The sequence below is a fragment of the Allobosea sp. UC22_33 genome (assembly GCF_042700715.1).
Lineage (GTDB): Bacteria > Pseudomonadota > Alphaproteobacteria > Rhizobiales > Beijerinckiaceae > Allobosea.
This window is the reverse complement of record NZ_CP170556.1, coordinates 3,411,812-3,428,073: the sequence shown is the minus strand read 5'-3', so window position 1 is coordinate 3,428,073 and position 16,262 is coordinate 3,411,812. Positions and strand designations below refer to the sequence as shown.

Genomic DNA, 16,262 nt, shown 5'->3' with positions numbered 1-16,262 from the left:
GACGACCAGCGGAGGCCTCGCGGATGGCGGAAACGGGCGAGCTGAAGGCGGGGGCGATTGCACTGCAGCGGTTCGGCCTGGGGCCGAAGCCAGGGCAGGGCGAAGCGGCGCGGGCGCAAATCCGCGAGAAGCTGCTGGCCGAGATCGCGGCGGGGAGCGTCGCGCAGCCGCAGGGCGTGGCCTTTTCCGGTGCGGCCGAGGTCGGCAAGGCGCTCTATGATTTCGAGGATCAGGAGAAGCGGGAGCGCGAGGCGCGCCGCGTTGCCGTCGCGCCATCGATTCCAGGCGCACAGCAGGGCATGGAGGCCGCGAGCGCCGCGCCGCAAGGCCCGCCCGCTGGATCGCAGAACCAGATGGCTCCCGCGTCGAAGCCTGCGAACGAGCCGGCTTTGCCCTACCGGACCTATCGCGACGAGGTGAAGGCGCGCGTCGACCTCGCGCTCGCGGCCGAGACCGGCTTTGGCGAACGATTGGTGATGTTCTGGTCGAACCATTTCTGCATCGGTGCGACCAAGAGCAACATGTGCCGGATCATGGCCGGCGCCTATGAGCGCGAGGCGATCCGCCCGCATGTCTTCGGCCGCTTCGAGGACATGCTGATCGCGGCGGAAAGCCATCCGGCGATGCTCGACTTTCTCGACAATCGCCAGTCGGTCGGGCCGAACTCGCCGGCGGGGCGCCGTCGCGGCCGCGGCCTCAATGAAAACCTCGCCCGCGAGATCATGGAGCTGCACACGCTCGGCGTCTCCGGCGGCTATGCCCAGGCCGACGTGACCAATCTCGCCCGGATCATCACGGGCTGGACCGTGGTGGGGCGCGAGGGCGTGCTCGGCTTTCCCGGCTCCTTCGCCTTCAATGCCGGCCTGCACGAGCCGGGCGTGACGCCCTTGCTCGGGCGCCGCTATGACCAGCCGGGCAAGGCGCAAGGCATCGCCGCGCTGACCGACCTCGCGCGCCATCCGGCAACGGCGCAATTCATCGCGACCAAGCTCGTCCGCCATTTCGTCGCCGATGCGCCACCGCGCGCATTGGTCGAGAAGCTGGCCCTGACATTCCGGCAGAGCGGCGGCGACCTGCCGAGCGTCTACCGTGCCCTGATCGAGGACGATGCCGCCTGGCGGGCGCCGACCAGCAAAATCCGCTCGCCGCAGGAGTTCCTGCTCGCGTCCTACCGCGCGCTCGGCCGCAAGCCCGATTTCGGCCAGATCATCGGCCCGGTCGGCGTGATGGGGCAGCCGTTCTGGCAGCCCTCCGGCCCCAATGGCTATGCCGACGACAATGCCGCTTGGGCATCGGCCGAGGGCCTCAAGACGCGTGTCGATGTTGCCGCCGGATGGGGGCGGCAGGCGGCCGGCTCGGTCGCCGATCCCCGCGTGCTGACCGAGGATGTCCTTGGGCCGCTGCTCTCGCCCGAGACGAAGCAGGCGGTGGCGCGGGCCGAGAGCAAGCCGCAGGCGATCGCGCTGCTGCTGATGTCGCCCGAATTCCAGCGGAGGTGACGCCGATGGTCGATCACGACGACGACGATTGCGAACGGATGACGCCGTCACGCCGCGCCATCCTTGGTGCGGCCGGCGCTCTCTTCGCCTGGTCCTTCGTGCCGAAATTCGCCTATGCGGCGGCAGGCTCGCGCGATCCGCGCTTCCTGCTGGTCATCCTGCGCGGCGCGCTCGATGGGCTCTCGGCCGTGCCGCCGATCGGCGATCCCGATTATGCCGGCCTGCGCGAAGGCATCGCGCTCGCCAAGGACGGGCCGGAGGCGGCGTTGCCGCTCGATGGCTTCTTCTACCTGCATCCGGCGATGCCCAACCTCGCGCGGCTCTACAAGCAGGGGCAGGCGACGGTCGTCCATGCCGCGGCGACCGGCTATCGCGAGCGCTCGCATTTCGACGGCCAGGACGTGCTGGAAAGCGGCCAGCCCGGGGCGGGCGCGACCCAGAGCGGCTGGCTCAACCGACTGATTGCCAACCTGCCGGCCGGCGAAGGCATCTCGCGCAAGGGCGTGCTCGGCGTCGGCGTCGTGCCGCCGCTGGTGGTGCGGGGCGATGCGCCGGTGCTGGGCTGGGCGCCGCCGCGCATGGCACGCGCCGGCAGCGACCTGACGATGCGGCTCGCCGATCTCTACGGCCAGCGCGATCCCGGATTGGCGCGAGCGTTGGCGCAGGCGATCGAGACCGAAGGGCTGGCGCAAAGGCGCGGCATGGCCGGCGAGCAGAAGGGCGGCGGTGGGCCGGATTCAGCCGAGGGCATGCGGCGCATCGCGGAAGGAGCCGCGGCGCTGGTCGGCGCCGATGACGGGCCGCGCATCGCGGCGCTCGCTTTCGAGGGTTGGGATACCCATGCGAACGAGGGCGGTGCCAAGGGCAGGCTGGCCAATCTGCTCGGCGGGCTCGACGGTGCCTTCGCCGCCTTCGAGCAAGGGCTCGGGCCGGTCTGGAAGGATACGGTGGTGATGGTCGCGACCGAGTTCGGGCGCACCGCGGCCGTCAACGGTACGACCGGGACCGACCATGGCACCGGCACGGTCGCCTTCCTCGTCGGCGGTGGGGTGAAGGGCGGGCGCGTCGTCGCCGACTGGCCGGGCCTGAAGTCCGAGCAGCTCTACCAGAGCCGCGACCTGAAGCCGACGACGGATATCCGGGCGGTCGCCAAGGGCGTGGTCTCGGAGCTCTTCGGGTTGTCCGGTCCCGTTCTGGCGGAGAAGGTGTTTCCGGAGACAGGGGATCTCAAGCCCGTGCAGGGGCTTGTGGTGTGAATCCTTCTCCCCTCGGGGGAGAAGGTGTCTGCGTAGCAGACGGATGAGGGCAGAACGGCCGGATTATAGGAAGAGGGCGCTTAGCGCCTCTTCCCTTATCCGTCAGCACTTTGTGCTGCCACATTCTCCGCCGAGGGGAGAAGGAAAGCTCAGGCCCAGGCGCGCTGCTTCAGCTTTTCCTCATAGGCGTCGATCTTCGTGCCCTTCTCCATGGTCAGGCCGATATCGTCGAGGCCGTTGAGCAGGCAGTGCTTGCGGAACGGGTCGATCTCGAAGGTGATCTCGCCGCCGTCGGGGCCCTTGATCGTCTGGCTCGCGAGGTCGATCGTCAGCGTCGCGTTGGAGCCGCGCTCGGCGTCGTCGAACAGCATGTCGAGCTGCTGGGGCGTGACCTTGATCGGCAGGATGCCGTTCTTGAAGCAGTTATTGTAGAAGATGTCGGCGAAGCTGGTGGAGATCACGCAGCGGATGCCGAAATCGAGCAGCGCCCAGGGCGCATGCTCGCGCGACGAGCCGCAGCCGAAATTATCGCCGGCGACAAGGATCTCGGCCTTGCGGTAGGCCGGCTGGTTCAGCACGAAATCGGGGTTCTCCGAGCCGTCGTCCTTGTAGCGCATCTCCGAGAACAGCGCGGTGCCGAGGCCGGTGCGCTTGATCGTCTTCAGGTACTGCTTGGGGATGATCATGTCGGTATCGACATTGACCACCTTCATGGGGGCGGGCGTTGAGGTCAGGGTGGTGAAGGGCTGCATGGCGGAAGCTCCGATGGGCCTTTTGGCGATGTTCTTGCTGATATGGCGGTGAAGTGTCTCAGAGCTGCGAGGTCAGCAGCTTGAAGCTGGCGAAGGTGAAGAAGGCGGCGAGGCAGGCCTCGGCCTTGCGGCGAATGCGGCGGTAGCCCGCGATCATCGATGCCGTCGAGAACAGCACGGCATAGAACTGGTTGATCGCGAGCGAGATCAGCATGCAGCCGCCGATGATGGCGTAGAGCACGACCGGCGGGGTGTCGGGCCGCAGGGCGAGCGCGATGATCGCCGTCCAGCTCAGGATCGCCTTGGGGTTGGTGATGTGCATGAGGTAGCCGCGCAGGAAGGTGCGGCGACCGGAGGCGGCAGCCTTGACCGGCGGCATCTCGGCCCGCATCGCCGAGCGCGCGGAACGCCAGGCGAGGAAGAGCAGGTAGAGGCCGCCGACGATCTTGATGGCGTAGAGCGCACCCGGATGGGCCACGATGATGCCGGTGACGCCGATCGCAGCCAGGATGCCCCATGTCAGGGAGCCCGCGGTGACGCCGAGCGCCAGGGTGGAGCCGGCGCTGCGTCCGCGCTCCATCGAGGTCGCCATGATCTGGAGATTGCTCGGACCGGGGCTTGCGACCGCCAGGAAGAAGGCCGAGTAGACGAGCATCAGGCCGGGCAGATTACGGATCAGTTCGTCCAGCATGGCCTAGCGCTCCGCCGCGGCTTCGATGGCTTCCATGTCATCGTCGGAGAAGCCGAAATGGTGGCCGATCTCGTGGATCATGACATGGCTGACGATCGCGCCGAGGCTCTCGTCATGTTCCGCCCAGTAATCGAGGATCGGGCGGCGGTAGAGATGGATGGTGTTGGGCATCTGGCCGGTCTGCGGCGCATAGCCCTGCTGCGGCAGGCCGACGCCGCTGAACAGGCCGAGCAGGTCGAACGGGCTCTCCGCCTCCAGCTCCTTCAGCACGTCGTCCTCGGGAAACTCGGTGACGTTGAAGATCACGTCCGAGCAGAGCGCGCGGAATTCCTCCGGCAGGCGGTCGAAGGCGGCTTGCGCCAAGACCTCGAACGCATCCCGCGACGGCGCCTTGACGCCGTCCCAGTCGATCTCGGTTGTTTTCGCGACCCTGGCGTCCACGCCCTTGCCCATCACCAGAATTTCAGTTGGTGGCCGAGCCACCAGGCCAGCACGATGACGCCGAGGAGCGAGAGGGAACGGCCGATACGCCGGCCCCAGAGCTCGACCTTGTCGCCCTCGGGCGCGTCGGCGCCCGAGAAATGATCGGCCGCCCGGCCCATCGAGGAGCCGAGCAGGCTTTCGCTGTCGCGCTTGACCCGGTCCAGCGCCGCCTTGGATTCGGCGGCGCGGCCGGCTTCGCGGGGATCGTTCGACATGGTGAGCTCCCCGCCTGCTTGCGTCAGCCCAGCGTACGGACGTCGATGAAGCGGCCGGTGAGGGCCGCCGCCGCCGCCATCGCCGGCGAGACGAGATGCGTGCGGCCGCGATAGCCCTGGCGACCCTCGAAATTGCGGTTCGAGGTCGAGGCTGCGCGCTGGCCGGGCTTGAGCTGGTCCGGGTTCATGCCCAGGCACATCGAGCAGCCGGGCTCGCGCCATTCGAAGCCGGCGGCGATGAAGATCTTGTCGAGACCCTCGGCCTCGGCCTGTTCCTTCACCAGGCCGGAGCCGGGAACGATCATGCCGTAGTCGAGGCTCTCATGGAGCTTCTTGCCCTCGACGATCTTCGCGACGGTGCGCAGGTCCTCGATGCGGCCATTGGTGCAGGAGCCGATCCAGATCACGTCGAGCGGGATGTCGGTGATCTTTGTGCCGGCGGTCAGGCCCATGTACTCGAGCGCACGCTTCTTCGAGGCGCGCTTGACCTCGTCCGCGATCAGCTCCGGGTCCGGAACCGCGCCGGTGACCGAGATGACGTCCTCAGGCGAGGTGCCCCAGGAGACGATCGGCGGCAGGTTGCCGGCGTCGAGACGGACGACGCGATCGAAATGCGCGCCCTCGTCGGTGCGCAGCGTTTCCCAGTAGCGCACGGCGGCATCCCAGGCGTCGCCTTGCGGCGCCTTCGGGCGGCCCTTGAGGTAGCTGAAAGCCTTCTCGTCCGGCGCGACCATGCCAGCGCGGGCGCCGCCCTCGATCGACATGTTGCAGACCGTCATGCGGCCTTCCATGGTCAGGCCGCGGATGGCCTCCCCGGCATATTCGATCACCGAGCCGGTGCCGCCGGCGGTGCCGATCTCGCCGATGATGGCGAGCGTGATGTCCTTGGCGCCGACGCCGGGCGCAGGCGTGCCGTCCACCTGGACGAGCATGTTCATCGCCTTCTTCTGGATCAGCGTCTGGGTGGCGAGCACATGCTCGACCTCCGAGGTGCCGATGCCGTGGGCCAGCGCACCGAAGGCGCCATGCGTCGAGGTGTGGCTGTCGCCGCAGACGATCGTGGTGCCGGGCAGAGTGAAGCCCTGCTCGGGGCCGACGATGTGGACGATGCCCTGGCGCTTGTCGAGCTCGTTGAAATACTCGACGCCGAAGTCGCGGGCGTTCCTGGCGAGCGCCTCGACCTGGATGCGGCTTTCCTCTTCGGCGATGCCCTTGGTGCGGTCGGTCGTCGGGATGTTGTGGTCGACGACGGCGAGCGTTTTCTCGGGCGCGCGGACCTTGCGGCCGGTCATGCGCAGGCCCTCGAAGGCCTGCGGCTCGTCACCTCATGGACGAGGTGGCGGTCGATATAGAGCAGGCAGGTGCCGTCATCCTGCCGGTCGACGACATGGTCGTCGAAGATCTTGTCGTAGAGCGTCTGGGGGCCCTTGGTCGCAGTCATGGCTTGGTCTCGGTTTTCTGAAATCTGTTTGGGAGATGATGCACCGGCTCGCTTTGGGCCGGCACGCAAAACGGTTCGCCTGTCGCCGGCCGCGCGGAAGCGGCCGGTCTCAGGCGCCGGTAAGGCCTGCGGCAATGGAGGCGGTAAAGCGGCCGAAAAAGCGCCAGGGCAGCCGGGCATGGTCATGCAGCGCGACAAAGTCCTGCGTCGTCGGCAGGGGGGGCAGATGGCCCTCTCCCTGGACGGCGCAGAAGCGCTGCATAGGATGCTCACACGGCGACATGGCTACTGTTTAGCAGTTCCAATCAAGACGGACAATCCGATGCCGTTGCAGCCGCGCCATCAGCGTGACGCAGAGGTATCGACGCTGACGACCACGGACATGCCGGGCGCCAGCCGCTCGGCGAGGGGCTGGCCGGGGTCGACGGCGATGCGCACCGGCACGCGCTGCGCGATCTTGATGAAGTTGCCGGTGGCGTTGTCGGGCCGGATGACGCTGAATTCGGAGCCGGCCGCCGGCGAGAAGCGCTCGATCGTCCCGGTCAGGCGGGCATGGCGCAGCGCATCGACGGTGAAGCTCACCGGCTGGCCGGTGCGCATGCCGGCAAGCTGCGTCTCCTTGAAATTGGCGATGACCCAGACCTGGTTCGGCACCAGCGCCATCAATTGCGTGCCGGCCGAGACATATTGGCCGAGCCGGGCCTGGACCTCGCCCAGCCGGCCGTCCTGCGGGGCGGTGATGCGGGTGTTGCTCAGGTCGATCTCGGCGAGATGGACCGCGGCCTCCGCGCCTTCCACGGCGGCGACCAGCGACTGGCGGTTGACGATCGCGGTCTGGACGTCCTGGCGGGCGACATCGACGGCGGCATTGGTCGCGGTGATCGCGGCGCGCGCCTGGTCGAGCGCCTGCTGGCTCTGGTCGGTCGAGGTCTGGCTGACGACGCCGCGCTCGCGCAGCGGCTCGATGCGGCCCCAGTTCGCCTCGGCGGTGCGGAGCGCCGCCTCGGCGCTGGCGACATTGGCGACGGCGGCGCGCAGGCGCGCTTCGGCGGCTGCGCGCGACTGGTCGGAGTTGGCGAGTGCGGCGCGCTGGGCGGCGAGGCCGGCGCGCGCCTGCTCCAGCTTCTGGGCGAAGATGCGGTCATCGATGCGCAGGAGTAGGTCGCCGCGCTTCACGGCGGCGAAATCCTGCACCGGAACGTCCGCGACATAGCCGGCGAGCTGCGGCGCGATCACGGTGACCTGACCGCGGACATAGGCGTTCTCGGTCACCTCGACGGCGCTGGCGAAGGGCGGCAGCCGCCAGGCGTAGAGGATCACCGCGAGGCCGATGAGGCCGATGGCGAGCGCGACATAGGTCGAGACGGAGCGGAGGATGCGGGTCATGGCGGGGCTGGACGGTCAGGAAGCTGGTTGAGCGGTGGGAGAGGCGGCCCGCTTGCGCAGTTGCAGATAAGCGAGGTGGGCGAGGAGGCCGAGCAGCGCGAGGCCGGCGATGGCCGAGATAAGCATGAAGGCGTCGTTATAGGCGAGGACGATGGCCTCCTGAGAGGCCCGCTGCGTGAGCAGCGTCACGCCTTCCGCCCGCAGCAGCGTGGGGTCGGTCAGGACATGGCTATAGATGCCGCCAAACTGGTTGACGCGCTGGGCGAAGAACGGGTCGGACAGGACGAAATGCTCGGCCAGCACGTTGAAGTGGAACGTGGTGCGCAGCGTGATGAAACTGCCGAAGACGGCCGAGCCGAGCAGGCCGCCGATGCTCTGCGTGAACAGGAAGACGGTGATGAAGCTGAGGATGTAGATGGGGCCGCGGGCGATCGCGCCGCCCATGCCTTGCGCCATCGCAGCCGGCAGGAAGAGCCCGGAACCATAGGCGACCAGCGCCTGGCTGAACCAGATGTCGTGTGGCCGGGTCTGGCTGGTGGCGCCACTGTCGAGCCAGGCGCCGAGCGCGACGCAGGCGAGCGCCGTGCCGTAGAACCAGTTCTCGCGGCCGGGCCGCAGCAGCAGCGCGCAGGTGACGCCGCCGGCCAGGATCGCGCAGAGGATCACGCCGTAGAGCGACAGGGTCTGCTCGTTCTGGATGCCGAGCGCCTGGAAGAAATTGGAGGCGCCGACGGTCTGCTCCGCGAGCACGACGCGCATCAGCAGCAGCGCGCCGGCGAAGTGCAGCGTCGTCGGGCTGGTCAGCCAGCGGATATCGATGAGCGGGCTGTCGCGGTGCAACTCGATGATCACGGCCAGCGTCAGGCAGAGGACGGCGGCGGCGAAGAGCCAGCCCAGCCAGGGCGCCTCGAACCACCAGTAGATCCGGCCGAGGCTGAGCGCGACCGCGATCGCGCCGAAGCCGATCGCAATCAGGATGTAGCTGGCGATATCGCGCGGGCCGATGCATTTGACGCGCGGCGGCGTGGTCAGCGGCAAGGCGAAGACGAAGCCGAAGGCGACCATGGCGAGGCCCATCTCGAACAGGGTCAGGCCATGGAAGCCGCCGAGATCGAGCAGCCAGGGCGAGATCAGGCGCGTCACGGGGATGCCGAGCGTTGTGTTGGTCAGTGCCAGCGACAGGCCGACGGTGAGCTTCTTCTGCGGCGGCAGCGGCTCGATCATGTAGAAGAAGGCGAGCGAGGACATCGGCGCCGCCGCCATGCCGCTCATGAAGCGCACGATCACGGCCGAGGGCAGGTCGTGGACGAAGGTGAGGTTCAGGAAGGCGGCGAGCACGAAGCCGGCGAGACTCATCTCGGCGAAGTTGCGCAGGCCGTACTGCATCCGGATCTTGATCAGGGCGATCGAGAGCGAGACGTTCGGCGCCATATAGGCGGCGATCAGCCAGTTGGTCTCGGCGAGCGTGGCGCCGAGTTCGCCCTGGATCTGGTAGACGTTGGTGTTGACCAGATTTGCGCCGATCTGCTGGGTCATCGCGAGCGTGACCGAAGCCAGCATGTAGGCCAGCGCACGGGCAGGCGGCATCGTCAGCCCGGTTGGGGCCGGCGGCGGTGCCACAGGCGTGGCGGAGGTTTCCGACGTGCTCACGGGGTGGCGCTCCGGCCTGCCGCGATATTGCGCGAGGTGCGGCGCAGGACGTCAAGTGCCGCTTCCAGCTCCTCGGGCGTAATGCCCTGCAGGATGCCGGCGCGCAGCTCGGCCAGAAAATCCAGAATATCCTGAGCCTGAGCGCGGGCCGCCTCGGTCAGGAAGACGCGGCGCGCGCGCCGGTCGCCTTCGACGGCACGGCGCTCGATCATGCCGTTGCGCTCCAGCCCGTCGAGGAGCCGGACCAGCGTTGGCTGCTCGATGTCGAGCAGGCCGGCGAGATCGGACTGGATCGGACCGTCTGCCTTGGCGAGTTCCATCAGCAGGCGAGCCCGCGACAGCGTCAGGCCCATGTTGCGGGCCCGGTCATCGACGAGCGCTTTCAGCTTGCGGTTGACGGCGGCAAGCTCGCCGGTGAACGCGGCCTGAAGCTGGGGAAGATCCATCGTGTCAACATAGATAGTATGCTAATGATTGTCATGCTTATATGCGCGTCAGATGCATGGCAAGGCAAATATCGTTATTTCGATATGCGTTTTATGAATGGCTGCGGCTGGCCATGAGCAACAAAAAAACGCGGCCCCGAAGGACCGCGTTCTGATCTCTTGCGCTGAGGCGTTCGGCTTACTTGCCGGCGCCCTTCTGGCCCTTGGCGGGCTTGGCATCGACGCGCTCGGCGATGCGGGCCGACTTGCCGCGACGATCACGCAGGTAATACAGCTTGGCGCGACGCACCTTGCCCTTGCGGATGACCTTGATCGAGTCGAGGTTCGGCGAGAACAGCGGGAAGACGCGCTCGACGCCCTCGCCATAGGAAATCTTGCGGACGGTGAAGCTCTGGTTGAGGCCGCCGCCGTTGCGGGCGATCACGACGCCTTCATAGGCCTGGACGCGGCTACGCTCGCCTTCCTTGACCTTGACGTTGACCTGCACGGTGTCGCCGGGCTGGAAGGCGGGAATGGCCTTGCCTTCGCTCAGCTTGGCAATCTGCTCGGCGTCGAGCTGTTCGATGATGTTCATGGTTCTCTCCATGGCCGTTGTCGCGTGTGTTCACGCGGGCGTTACGGCGCGCTGTTTTCAGTTGAGTGCGGGGCCATACAGGAGCTGGTGGCGTTTGTCGAGCGGCAAACCCGGCTTGTTGGCCACGCTGCCGGCATGCATAGCCTGTACGGAAGCGACATGCCACCGGACGAGATGCCATGACCGACCCCGTTATCAAGACCGCCCTCGTGACCGGCGCCGCGCGCGGCATCGGCCTCGCCACCGCCAAGCGCTTCCTCGCCGAAGGCTGGCAGGTCGGCCTGCTCGACATCGACGGGGCAGGGCTCCAGCGCGCGGCGGCCGAGATCGCCACACCCGAGCGGGTGCTGGTGCTGACCTGCGACGTGGCGATGCCGGGGCAGCTCGAATCGGCCTTCGCCGGCATGGCCAAGCGCTTCGGGCGGCTCGATGCCCTCGTCAACAATGCAGGCACGGCCGTGTTCAAGCCGCTGCTGGAGACCACCCATGACGAATGGCAACGGGTGATGGCGGTGAATCTCACCGGCCCGTTCCTGGCGACGCAGCTCGCCGCCCGGGCGATGGCCGACAATGGCGGCGGCGCCGTCGTCAACATCACCTCGATCTCGGGCCTGCGCGCCTCGACGCTGCGCGTCGCCTACGGCACCTCGAAAGCCGCGCTCGCCCATCTCACCAAACAGCAGGCGGTCGAGCTCGCAGGGCTCGGCATCCGCGTCAACGCGGTCGCGCCGGGGCCGGTCGAGACGGCGATGGCCAAGGCGGTGCACAGCCCGGAGATCCGGGCGGATTATCGCGATGCGGTCCCGCTTGGCCGCTACGGGCTGGAGGAAGAACTGGCCGAGGCGATTTTCTTCCTCTGCTCGGACCGGTCGACCTACATCACCGGGCAGGTCCTGGCCGTCGATGGCGGTTTCGACGCGGCTGGCATCGGGCTCGCCACGCTGCGCGGCGAGCGGCGCAATCTTTAAACGCCGCCGTCATTCCGGGGCAGGCCGCAGGCCTGAGCCCGGAATCCAGAGCCAATGCCGTTTTGAACCGAAGCGGAGACCTAACCGCGCTTTTCCGGAAGCGGTATCGGTTCTGGGTTCCGGGCTCTTCGCTGACGCGAAGCCCCGGAATGACGGTGCGGTTCTGTCTAGGGCAACCGTTCCTGGAAGGTGGTCGCTAACCCATAGCCTCGCGCTTTTTCAGCAGTTCGTTGAGCATATCCTGCTGCTCGTTCAGCCGGTTCGCGAGCGCCTCTTCGACCGCGGCGCCGGAGGCTCCCGTCGCCTGCTCCATCAGTTCGGAAATATTGCGCCTGAGGAGGGCGATGCGTTCGTCCAGCTCCATCTGCGAGGCATTCTCGGACATCGGCTGTCTCCATGCTCCATCTCGGCCGCAGCGGCGGCCCGCCCATAGAATGTCCGGCGATCCTCCAAGTTCCCCGGCTTTGGAGAGGCAGGGAGCGTGAACGGGCCGGCCTTGCTTCTCGTGCGCGGCAGCCAGGCGGAAACCCGATGAAACCACAGCTTCCGGCGGCGGGATAGCCGTACCGGCAACGCTGCCGGCGGCAATGGTAGGGCCGGTTTCGCGCCGCTGTTCCGCCTACGCCGACAAAGCGCTTGCGTCCGCCGCGGATCGGCGCGAACCTCCGCCCAACTGCCTCTCCGACGGCCGCCCGACCCTGTCGGGCCCGAGCGACCGCCGCCCATCCGGCGTGAGCGCATTCGCTGTTCCCGCCGGCTTCCACCGCGCCGGAGCCGGGGCCGCTCGAACCTCTCCTCCATCGCGGCCAGCCCCGAAGGAGGAAGCCATGCCCGCATCGGCCCAGAACGGAGTCTCCGCAAACGGCACCCGACGCGCGGGGCCGCGATGCATCGCGATCGTCGGCCCCTTCCAGAGCGGCAAGACCACGCTGCTTGAGAGCATCCTGATGCGATGCGGGGCGCTCTCCCGCACCGGTACGGTCAAGGGCGGCAACACGGTGGGCGACGCGGCGCCGGAAGCCCGTGCCCACCAGATGAGCACCGAGCCGACGGTCGCGACCGTCGATTTCCTCGGCGATACCTTCCATTTCATCGACTGCCCCGGCTCGGTCGAGTTCCTGCACGAGATGCGCCATGTGCTGCCGGCGGTGGATGCCGCTGTCGTCGTCTGCGAGGCGGATGACCGCAAGGCGCCGGCACTGGAGCTCGTCCTGCGCGAGCTGGAGGAGGCGGATATCCCGCGCTTCCTGTTCCTCAACAAGATCGACACGGCCTCGCGCCGGGTGCGCGAGACGCTCGGCATCCTGCAGCGGGCGTCGCGGACGCCGCTGTTGCTGCGCCAGATCCCGATCTGGCAGAAGGGCATCGCGGTCGGTTTCATCGACCTCGCCCTGGAACGGGCCTTCATCTACCGCGAGCATGCGCCGAGCGAGATCGTCCCGCTGGCGGTCGACGAGACCGGCCGCGAGAAGGAAGCACGCTTCTCGATGCTGGAGCGGCTCGCCGATTACGACGACGAGCTGATGGAGGAGCTGCTGGGCGACATGGAGCCGCCGCGCGACCGCGTCTTCGACGATCTCGCCCGCGAGTTGCAGCATCGCCATGTCGTGCCGGTGCTGATCGGCGCCGCCGAGCGCGGTAACGGCGTGACCCGTCTGCTCAAGGCGCTCCGGCACGAGGCGCCCGGCCTCGCGGAGACGCGTGGACGGGCCGGCATTCTCCCCGAAGGCCCGCCGCTCGCCCAGGTGATGAAGACCTGGCATTCGAGCCAGGGCGGCAAGGTCTCGCTGGCCCGGGTGATGCGCGGGCGGCTGGCAGAGGGCGATGTCGTGACCTCGTCCAGCGGTACCGAAGCCCGTATCGCCGGGGTACTGACGCTGAAGGGGGCAGAGCAGAGCCGCAAGCCGGCGGCGGAGGAAGGTGAGGTCGCCGGCTTCGCCAAGCTCGACGGCATCGCGACGGGCGAAGCCTTCATGCTCGGCAAGATGCGGGCGAGCGTGGTCAGCGCGGTCGCGCCGCCCGAGGCTGTTCACGCCTTCGCCATCGCGGTGAAGGACCGCAAGGACGATGTCAGGCTGGCGGCGGCGCTGCAGCGCCTGACCGAGGAGGATACGGCGCTTGCGGTGACGCAGGTGCCGGAGCTCGGCGAGACCCGTCTGTCCGGCCAGGGCGAGATGCATCTGCGCGTCGCGCTCGAGAAGCTCGCCGGCCGCTACGGCGTGACGGTGACGAACAGGACGCCGCAGGTCGGCTATCGCGAGACGATCCGCGGACAGGCCGGGGCCCGCGGCCGGCATCGCAAACAGAGCGGCGGGCACGGCCAGTATGGCGACGTGGTGATCGAGGTCGGGCCGCTGGGGCGCGGGGAGGGCATCCAGTTCATCGACAAGATCACGGGCGGCGTCGTGCCGCGCCAGTATATCGGCTCGGTCGAGGCCGGCATGCGCGACTTCTGCGAGAAGGGGCCGCTCGGCTTCCCGATCGTCGACGTGGCGGTGGCGCTGACGGACGGCTCCTATCACACCGTCGATTCCTCGGACATGGCGTTCCGGCAGGCGGCGCGGCTGGCGATGAGTGAGGCGATGCCGCAGGCGAAGCCGGTGCTGCTCGAACCGATCCTCTCCGTCGATGTGGTCATCCCCTCCGAGGCGATGTCGCGAGCCTCGGCCCTGATCTCAGCCCGGCGCGGGCAGATTCTCGGCTACGACACCCGCCCCGGCTGGCGCGGCTGGGACCAGATCAAGGCGCTGGTACCGGAAGCCGAGATGACCGGGCTGATCGTCGAATTGCGCTCGGCCACATCGGGCGTCGGTTCGTTCAGCGCGCGCTTCGACCATCTGGCGGAACTTGCCGGCAAGCCGGCCGAGGCCGTGGTATCCGCCCAGGCGCTTGCCCTCGCGCAGGCGCGCTGAGCCATCCTGCAAGCCTCCCTTCCCCGCCGGGAGCCGTCATTCGGCTCCCGGTTCGGGCTTGATTTCGTGCTGCGCCAACTGTTTAGATGTGAACATTCTACGGTTGACGGCGGCTGGCGCTTGCGCTGCGAGCCGCTGTTCCGCACTGTACGATCATGAAAATGCACCGGAACCCGCTTTCCAGAGCGGCCAACCGGGCGAGAGGGAGGGAAGAATGACCGCAACCGGCGCCACGCAGGCCAGGAACACCTCTCGCCCCTGGCTTGCGCATTATCCGCCGGCCGTTCCGCCGGAGCTCGACGAGGCGAAGATCGGGACGCTTGCCGACCTGATCGGCTCGGCTTGCTCGACCTATGCCAACCGTCCGGCCTTCGAGAGCTTCGGCAAGACCATCACCTTCGCCGAGACGCGCCAGGCCGCGGAGGCCTTCGCCGGCTGGCTGCAGGCCAAGGGCTTGAAGAAGGGCGATCGCGTCGCCCTGATGATGCCGAACATCCTGGCCTATCCGGCTGCGATCTTTGGCGTGCTGCTCGGCGGCTTCACCGTCGTCAACGTCAATCCGCTCTATACGGCGCGCGAGCTGACGCATCAGATCAACGATGCCGGGGCGCGCGTGCTCGTGGTGATCGAGAATTTCGCCCATGTCGTCGAGGAGGCGAAGCCGAACCTGAAGCTCGACGCCATCGTCGTCGCCACGGCCGGCGACCTGATGGGCTTCAAGGGCAAGATCGTCAATTTCGTCGCGCGCCGCATCAAGAAGGTGGTGAAACCCTACAACCTGCCGGGTTCCGTGGCCTTCCAGCAGGTTCTGCTGGGCGGCGCCCGGATGGCGCCGGTGACGGTCGCGCCGGAGGACGTCGCCTTCCTGCAGTATACCGGCGGGACGACGGGCGTCGCCAAGGGCGCGACGCTGACGCATCGCAACGTCGCCGCCAATGTCCAGCAGGCCGGCTTCTGGCTGGAATGGGTGCTGGAGCCGCCGCTCGGCCGCAGCGACTACCAGCATGTCATGGTGACGGCGCTGCCGCTCTACCACATCTTCGCGCTGACCTGCTGCTGCATGTTCATGCTGCGCATCGGCGCCAAGAGCCTGCTGATCGCCAATCCCCGCGACATTCCCGGCTTCATCAAGACGCTGAAGGCGAGCCGCTTCACGCTCTTCTCCGGGGTCAACACGCTTTATAACGCGCTCGCCAACCATCCCGAGATCAGGCAAGTCGACTTCTCCGAGATGCGCTTCGCGGTGGCCGGCGGCATGGCGACGCAGGCCGCGGTCGCCAAGCAGTGGAAGGCGGTGACCGGGCGCCCGATCATCGAGGGCTACGGCCTGTCGGAGACCTCGCCGATCGCCACGATCAACCGGCCCGACATGACCGAGTTCAGCGGCACGATCGGCTATCCGATTCCCTCGACCGAGATCGCGATCCGCGACGCCGAGGGCAACGACATGCCGCTCGGCGAGGCCGGCGAGATCTGCATCCGCGGGCCGCAGGTGATGGCCGGCTACTGGAACCGCCCGGACGAGACCGCCAAGGCGATGACATCGGACGGTTATTTCCGCAGCGGCGATGTCGGCGTCATGCTGCCGGACGGGCAGGTCAAGGTCGTCGACCGGATGAAGGACATGGTCCTGGTCTCCGGCTTCAACGTCTATCCGAACGAGGTGGAGGACGTGCTGGCCTCGCATCCCGGCGTGCTGGAATCGGCGGTGATCGGTCTGCCGGACGAGCATTCGGGCGAGGCGGTCACCGCCTTCGTCGTGCGCAAGGACCCGACCCTGACGACGGATGCGCTGCGGGCCTACTGCAAGGAGAACCTGACCGGCTACAAGGTGCCCAGGCAGATCTTCTTCCGCGAGAGCCTGCCGAAGACCAATGTCGGCAAGGTGTTGCGCCGGGCGCTGCGCGAGGAGGTCGTCGCCAAGCGCTGACTGCCTCAAGAACTCCGGAGCCCTCATCCTGAGGAGCCGCGTTAGCGGCGTCTCGAAGG

15 protein-coding genes and 1 pseudogene are annotated in these 16,262 nt (G+C 67.7%); 5 read left to right on the top strand and 11 right to left on the bottom strand.

The features are described 5' to 3' along the window. Positions 1 to 23 precede the first annotated feature (23 nt). Positions 24 to 1,499, top strand: a complete 1,476-nt coding sequence (locus ACFJGT_RS16570; RefSeq protein ID WP_377839621.1) for a DUF1800 family protein — start codon at positions 24 to 26, stop codon at positions 1,497 to 1,499. A gap of 5 nt (positions 1,500 to 1,504) precedes the next feature. Continuing rightward, positions 1,505 to 2,755, top strand: a complete 1,251-nt coding sequence (locus ACFJGT_RS16565) for a DUF1501 domain-containing protein (protein WP_377839616.1) — start codon at positions 1,505 to 1,507, stop codon at positions 2,753 to 2,755. Between the two features lie 149 nt (positions 2,756 to 2,904). Here ACFJGT_RS16565 and leuD read toward each other — a convergent pair whose 3' ends face one another. The 10 genes and pseudogenes from leuD to rplS form a co-directional block, all read right to left on the bottom strand. Continuing rightward, positions 2,905 to 3,507 (bottom strand): 3-isopropylmalate dehydratase small subunit, encoded by a 603-nt coding sequence (gene leuD, locus ACFJGT_RS16560; RefSeq protein WP_377839614.1) that lies wholly within the window; start codon positions 3,505 to 3,507, stop codon positions 2,905 to 2,907. Positions 3,508 to 3,565: 58 nt separating this feature from the next. Then, positions 3,566 to 4,198, bottom strand: a complete 633-nt coding sequence (locus ACFJGT_RS16555; protein WP_377839610.1) for a LysE family translocator — start codon at positions 4,196 to 4,198, stop codon at positions 3,566 to 3,568. Positions 4,199 to 4,201: 3 nt separating this feature from the next. Then, positions 4,202 to 4,651, bottom strand: coding sequence for a metallopeptidase family protein (locus ACFJGT_RS16550; RefSeq protein WP_377839606.1), 450 nt, complete (start codon positions 4,649 to 4,651; stop codon positions 4,202 to 4,204). Continuing rightward, the gene (locus ACFJGT_RS16545; RefSeq protein WP_377839604.1) at positions 4,651 to 4,896 is read right to left on the bottom strand and encodes a hypothetical protein; all 246 of its coding nucleotides are present in this window, start codon (positions 4,894 to 4,896) and stop codon (positions 4,651 to 4,653) included. The genes ACFJGT_RS16550 and ACFJGT_RS16545 overlap by 1 nt, the downstream gene beginning before the upstream one ends. 23 nt (positions 4,897 to 4,919) lie before the next feature. Then, positions 4,920 to 6,337 (bottom strand): annotated as a pseudogene (gene leuC, locus ACFJGT_RS16540) (3-isopropylmalate dehydratase large subunit). 109 nt (positions 6,338 to 6,446) lie between these two features. Then, positions 6,447 to 6,599 (bottom strand): hypothetical protein, encoded by a 153-nt coding sequence (locus tag ACFJGT_RS16535; protein WP_377839601.1) that lies wholly within the window; start codon positions 6,597 to 6,599, stop codon positions 6,447 to 6,449. 80 nt (positions 6,600 to 6,679) lie between these two features. Next, complete coding sequence (locus ACFJGT_RS16530; protein ID WP_377839598.1) at positions 6,680 to 7,723, bottom strand: HlyD family secretion protein; 1,044 nt, start codon at positions 7,721 to 7,723, stop codon at positions 6,680 to 6,682. A gap of 15 nt (positions 7,724 to 7,738) precedes the next feature. Beyond that, a complete protein-coding gene (locus ACFJGT_RS16525) occupies positions 7,739 to 9,310 on the bottom strand; it encodes an MFS transporter (protein WP_377849001.1) in 1,572 nt (523 codons plus the stop codon). 59 nt (positions 9,311 to 9,369) lie between these two features. Further along, positions 9,370 to 9,819, bottom strand: coding sequence for a MarR family winged helix-turn-helix transcriptional regulator (locus ACFJGT_RS16520; protein WP_377839596.1), 450 nt, complete (start codon positions 9,817 to 9,819; stop codon positions 9,370 to 9,372). A gap of 178 nt (positions 9,820 to 9,997) precedes the next feature. After that, positions 9,998 to 10,393 carry a 50S ribosomal protein L19 gene (rplS, locus tag ACFJGT_RS16515; protein WP_047575147.1) on the bottom strand — a complete coding sequence of 132 codons (396 nt, stop codon included), beginning with the start codon at positions 10,391 to 10,393 and terminating at the stop codon, positions 9,998 to 10,000. Positions 10,394 to 10,572: 179 nt separating this feature from the next. On the opposite strand from rplS, the gene ACFJGT_RS16510 reads away from it, so the two are divergent. Then, the gene (locus ACFJGT_RS16510; protein WP_377839590.1) at positions 10,573 to 11,361 is read left to right on the top strand and encodes an SDR family NAD(P)-dependent oxidoreductase; all 789 of its coding nucleotides are present in this window, start codon (positions 10,573 to 10,575) and stop codon (positions 11,359 to 11,361) included. 196 nt (positions 11,362 to 11,557) lie between these two features. Here the strand turns inward: ACFJGT_RS16510 and ACFJGT_RS16505 are convergent, their stop codons facing one another. Further along, complete coding sequence (locus ACFJGT_RS16505) at positions 11,558 to 11,746, bottom strand: hypothetical protein (protein WP_377839586.1); 189 nt, start codon at positions 11,744 to 11,746, stop codon at positions 11,558 to 11,560. 442 nt (positions 11,747 to 12,188) lie between these two features. Between ACFJGT_RS16505 and ACFJGT_RS16500 the strand changes: the two genes are divergently transcribed. Together ACFJGT_RS16500 and ACFJGT_RS16495 are read left to right on the top strand one after the other, a co-directional pair. After that, positions 12,189 to 14,273, top strand: coding sequence for an elongation factor G (locus tag ACFJGT_RS16500; RefSeq protein ID WP_377839584.1), 2,085 nt, complete (start codon positions 12,189 to 12,191; stop codon positions 14,271 to 14,273). A gap of 214 nt (positions 14,274 to 14,487) precedes the next feature. After that, on the top strand, positions 14,488 to 16,203 hold the full coding sequence (locus ACFJGT_RS16495; protein ID WP_377839582.1) for an AMP-binding protein: 1,716 nt from the start codon (positions 14,488 to 14,490) through the stop codon (positions 16,201 to 16,203). Positions 16,204 to 16,262 lie beyond the last annotated feature (59 nt).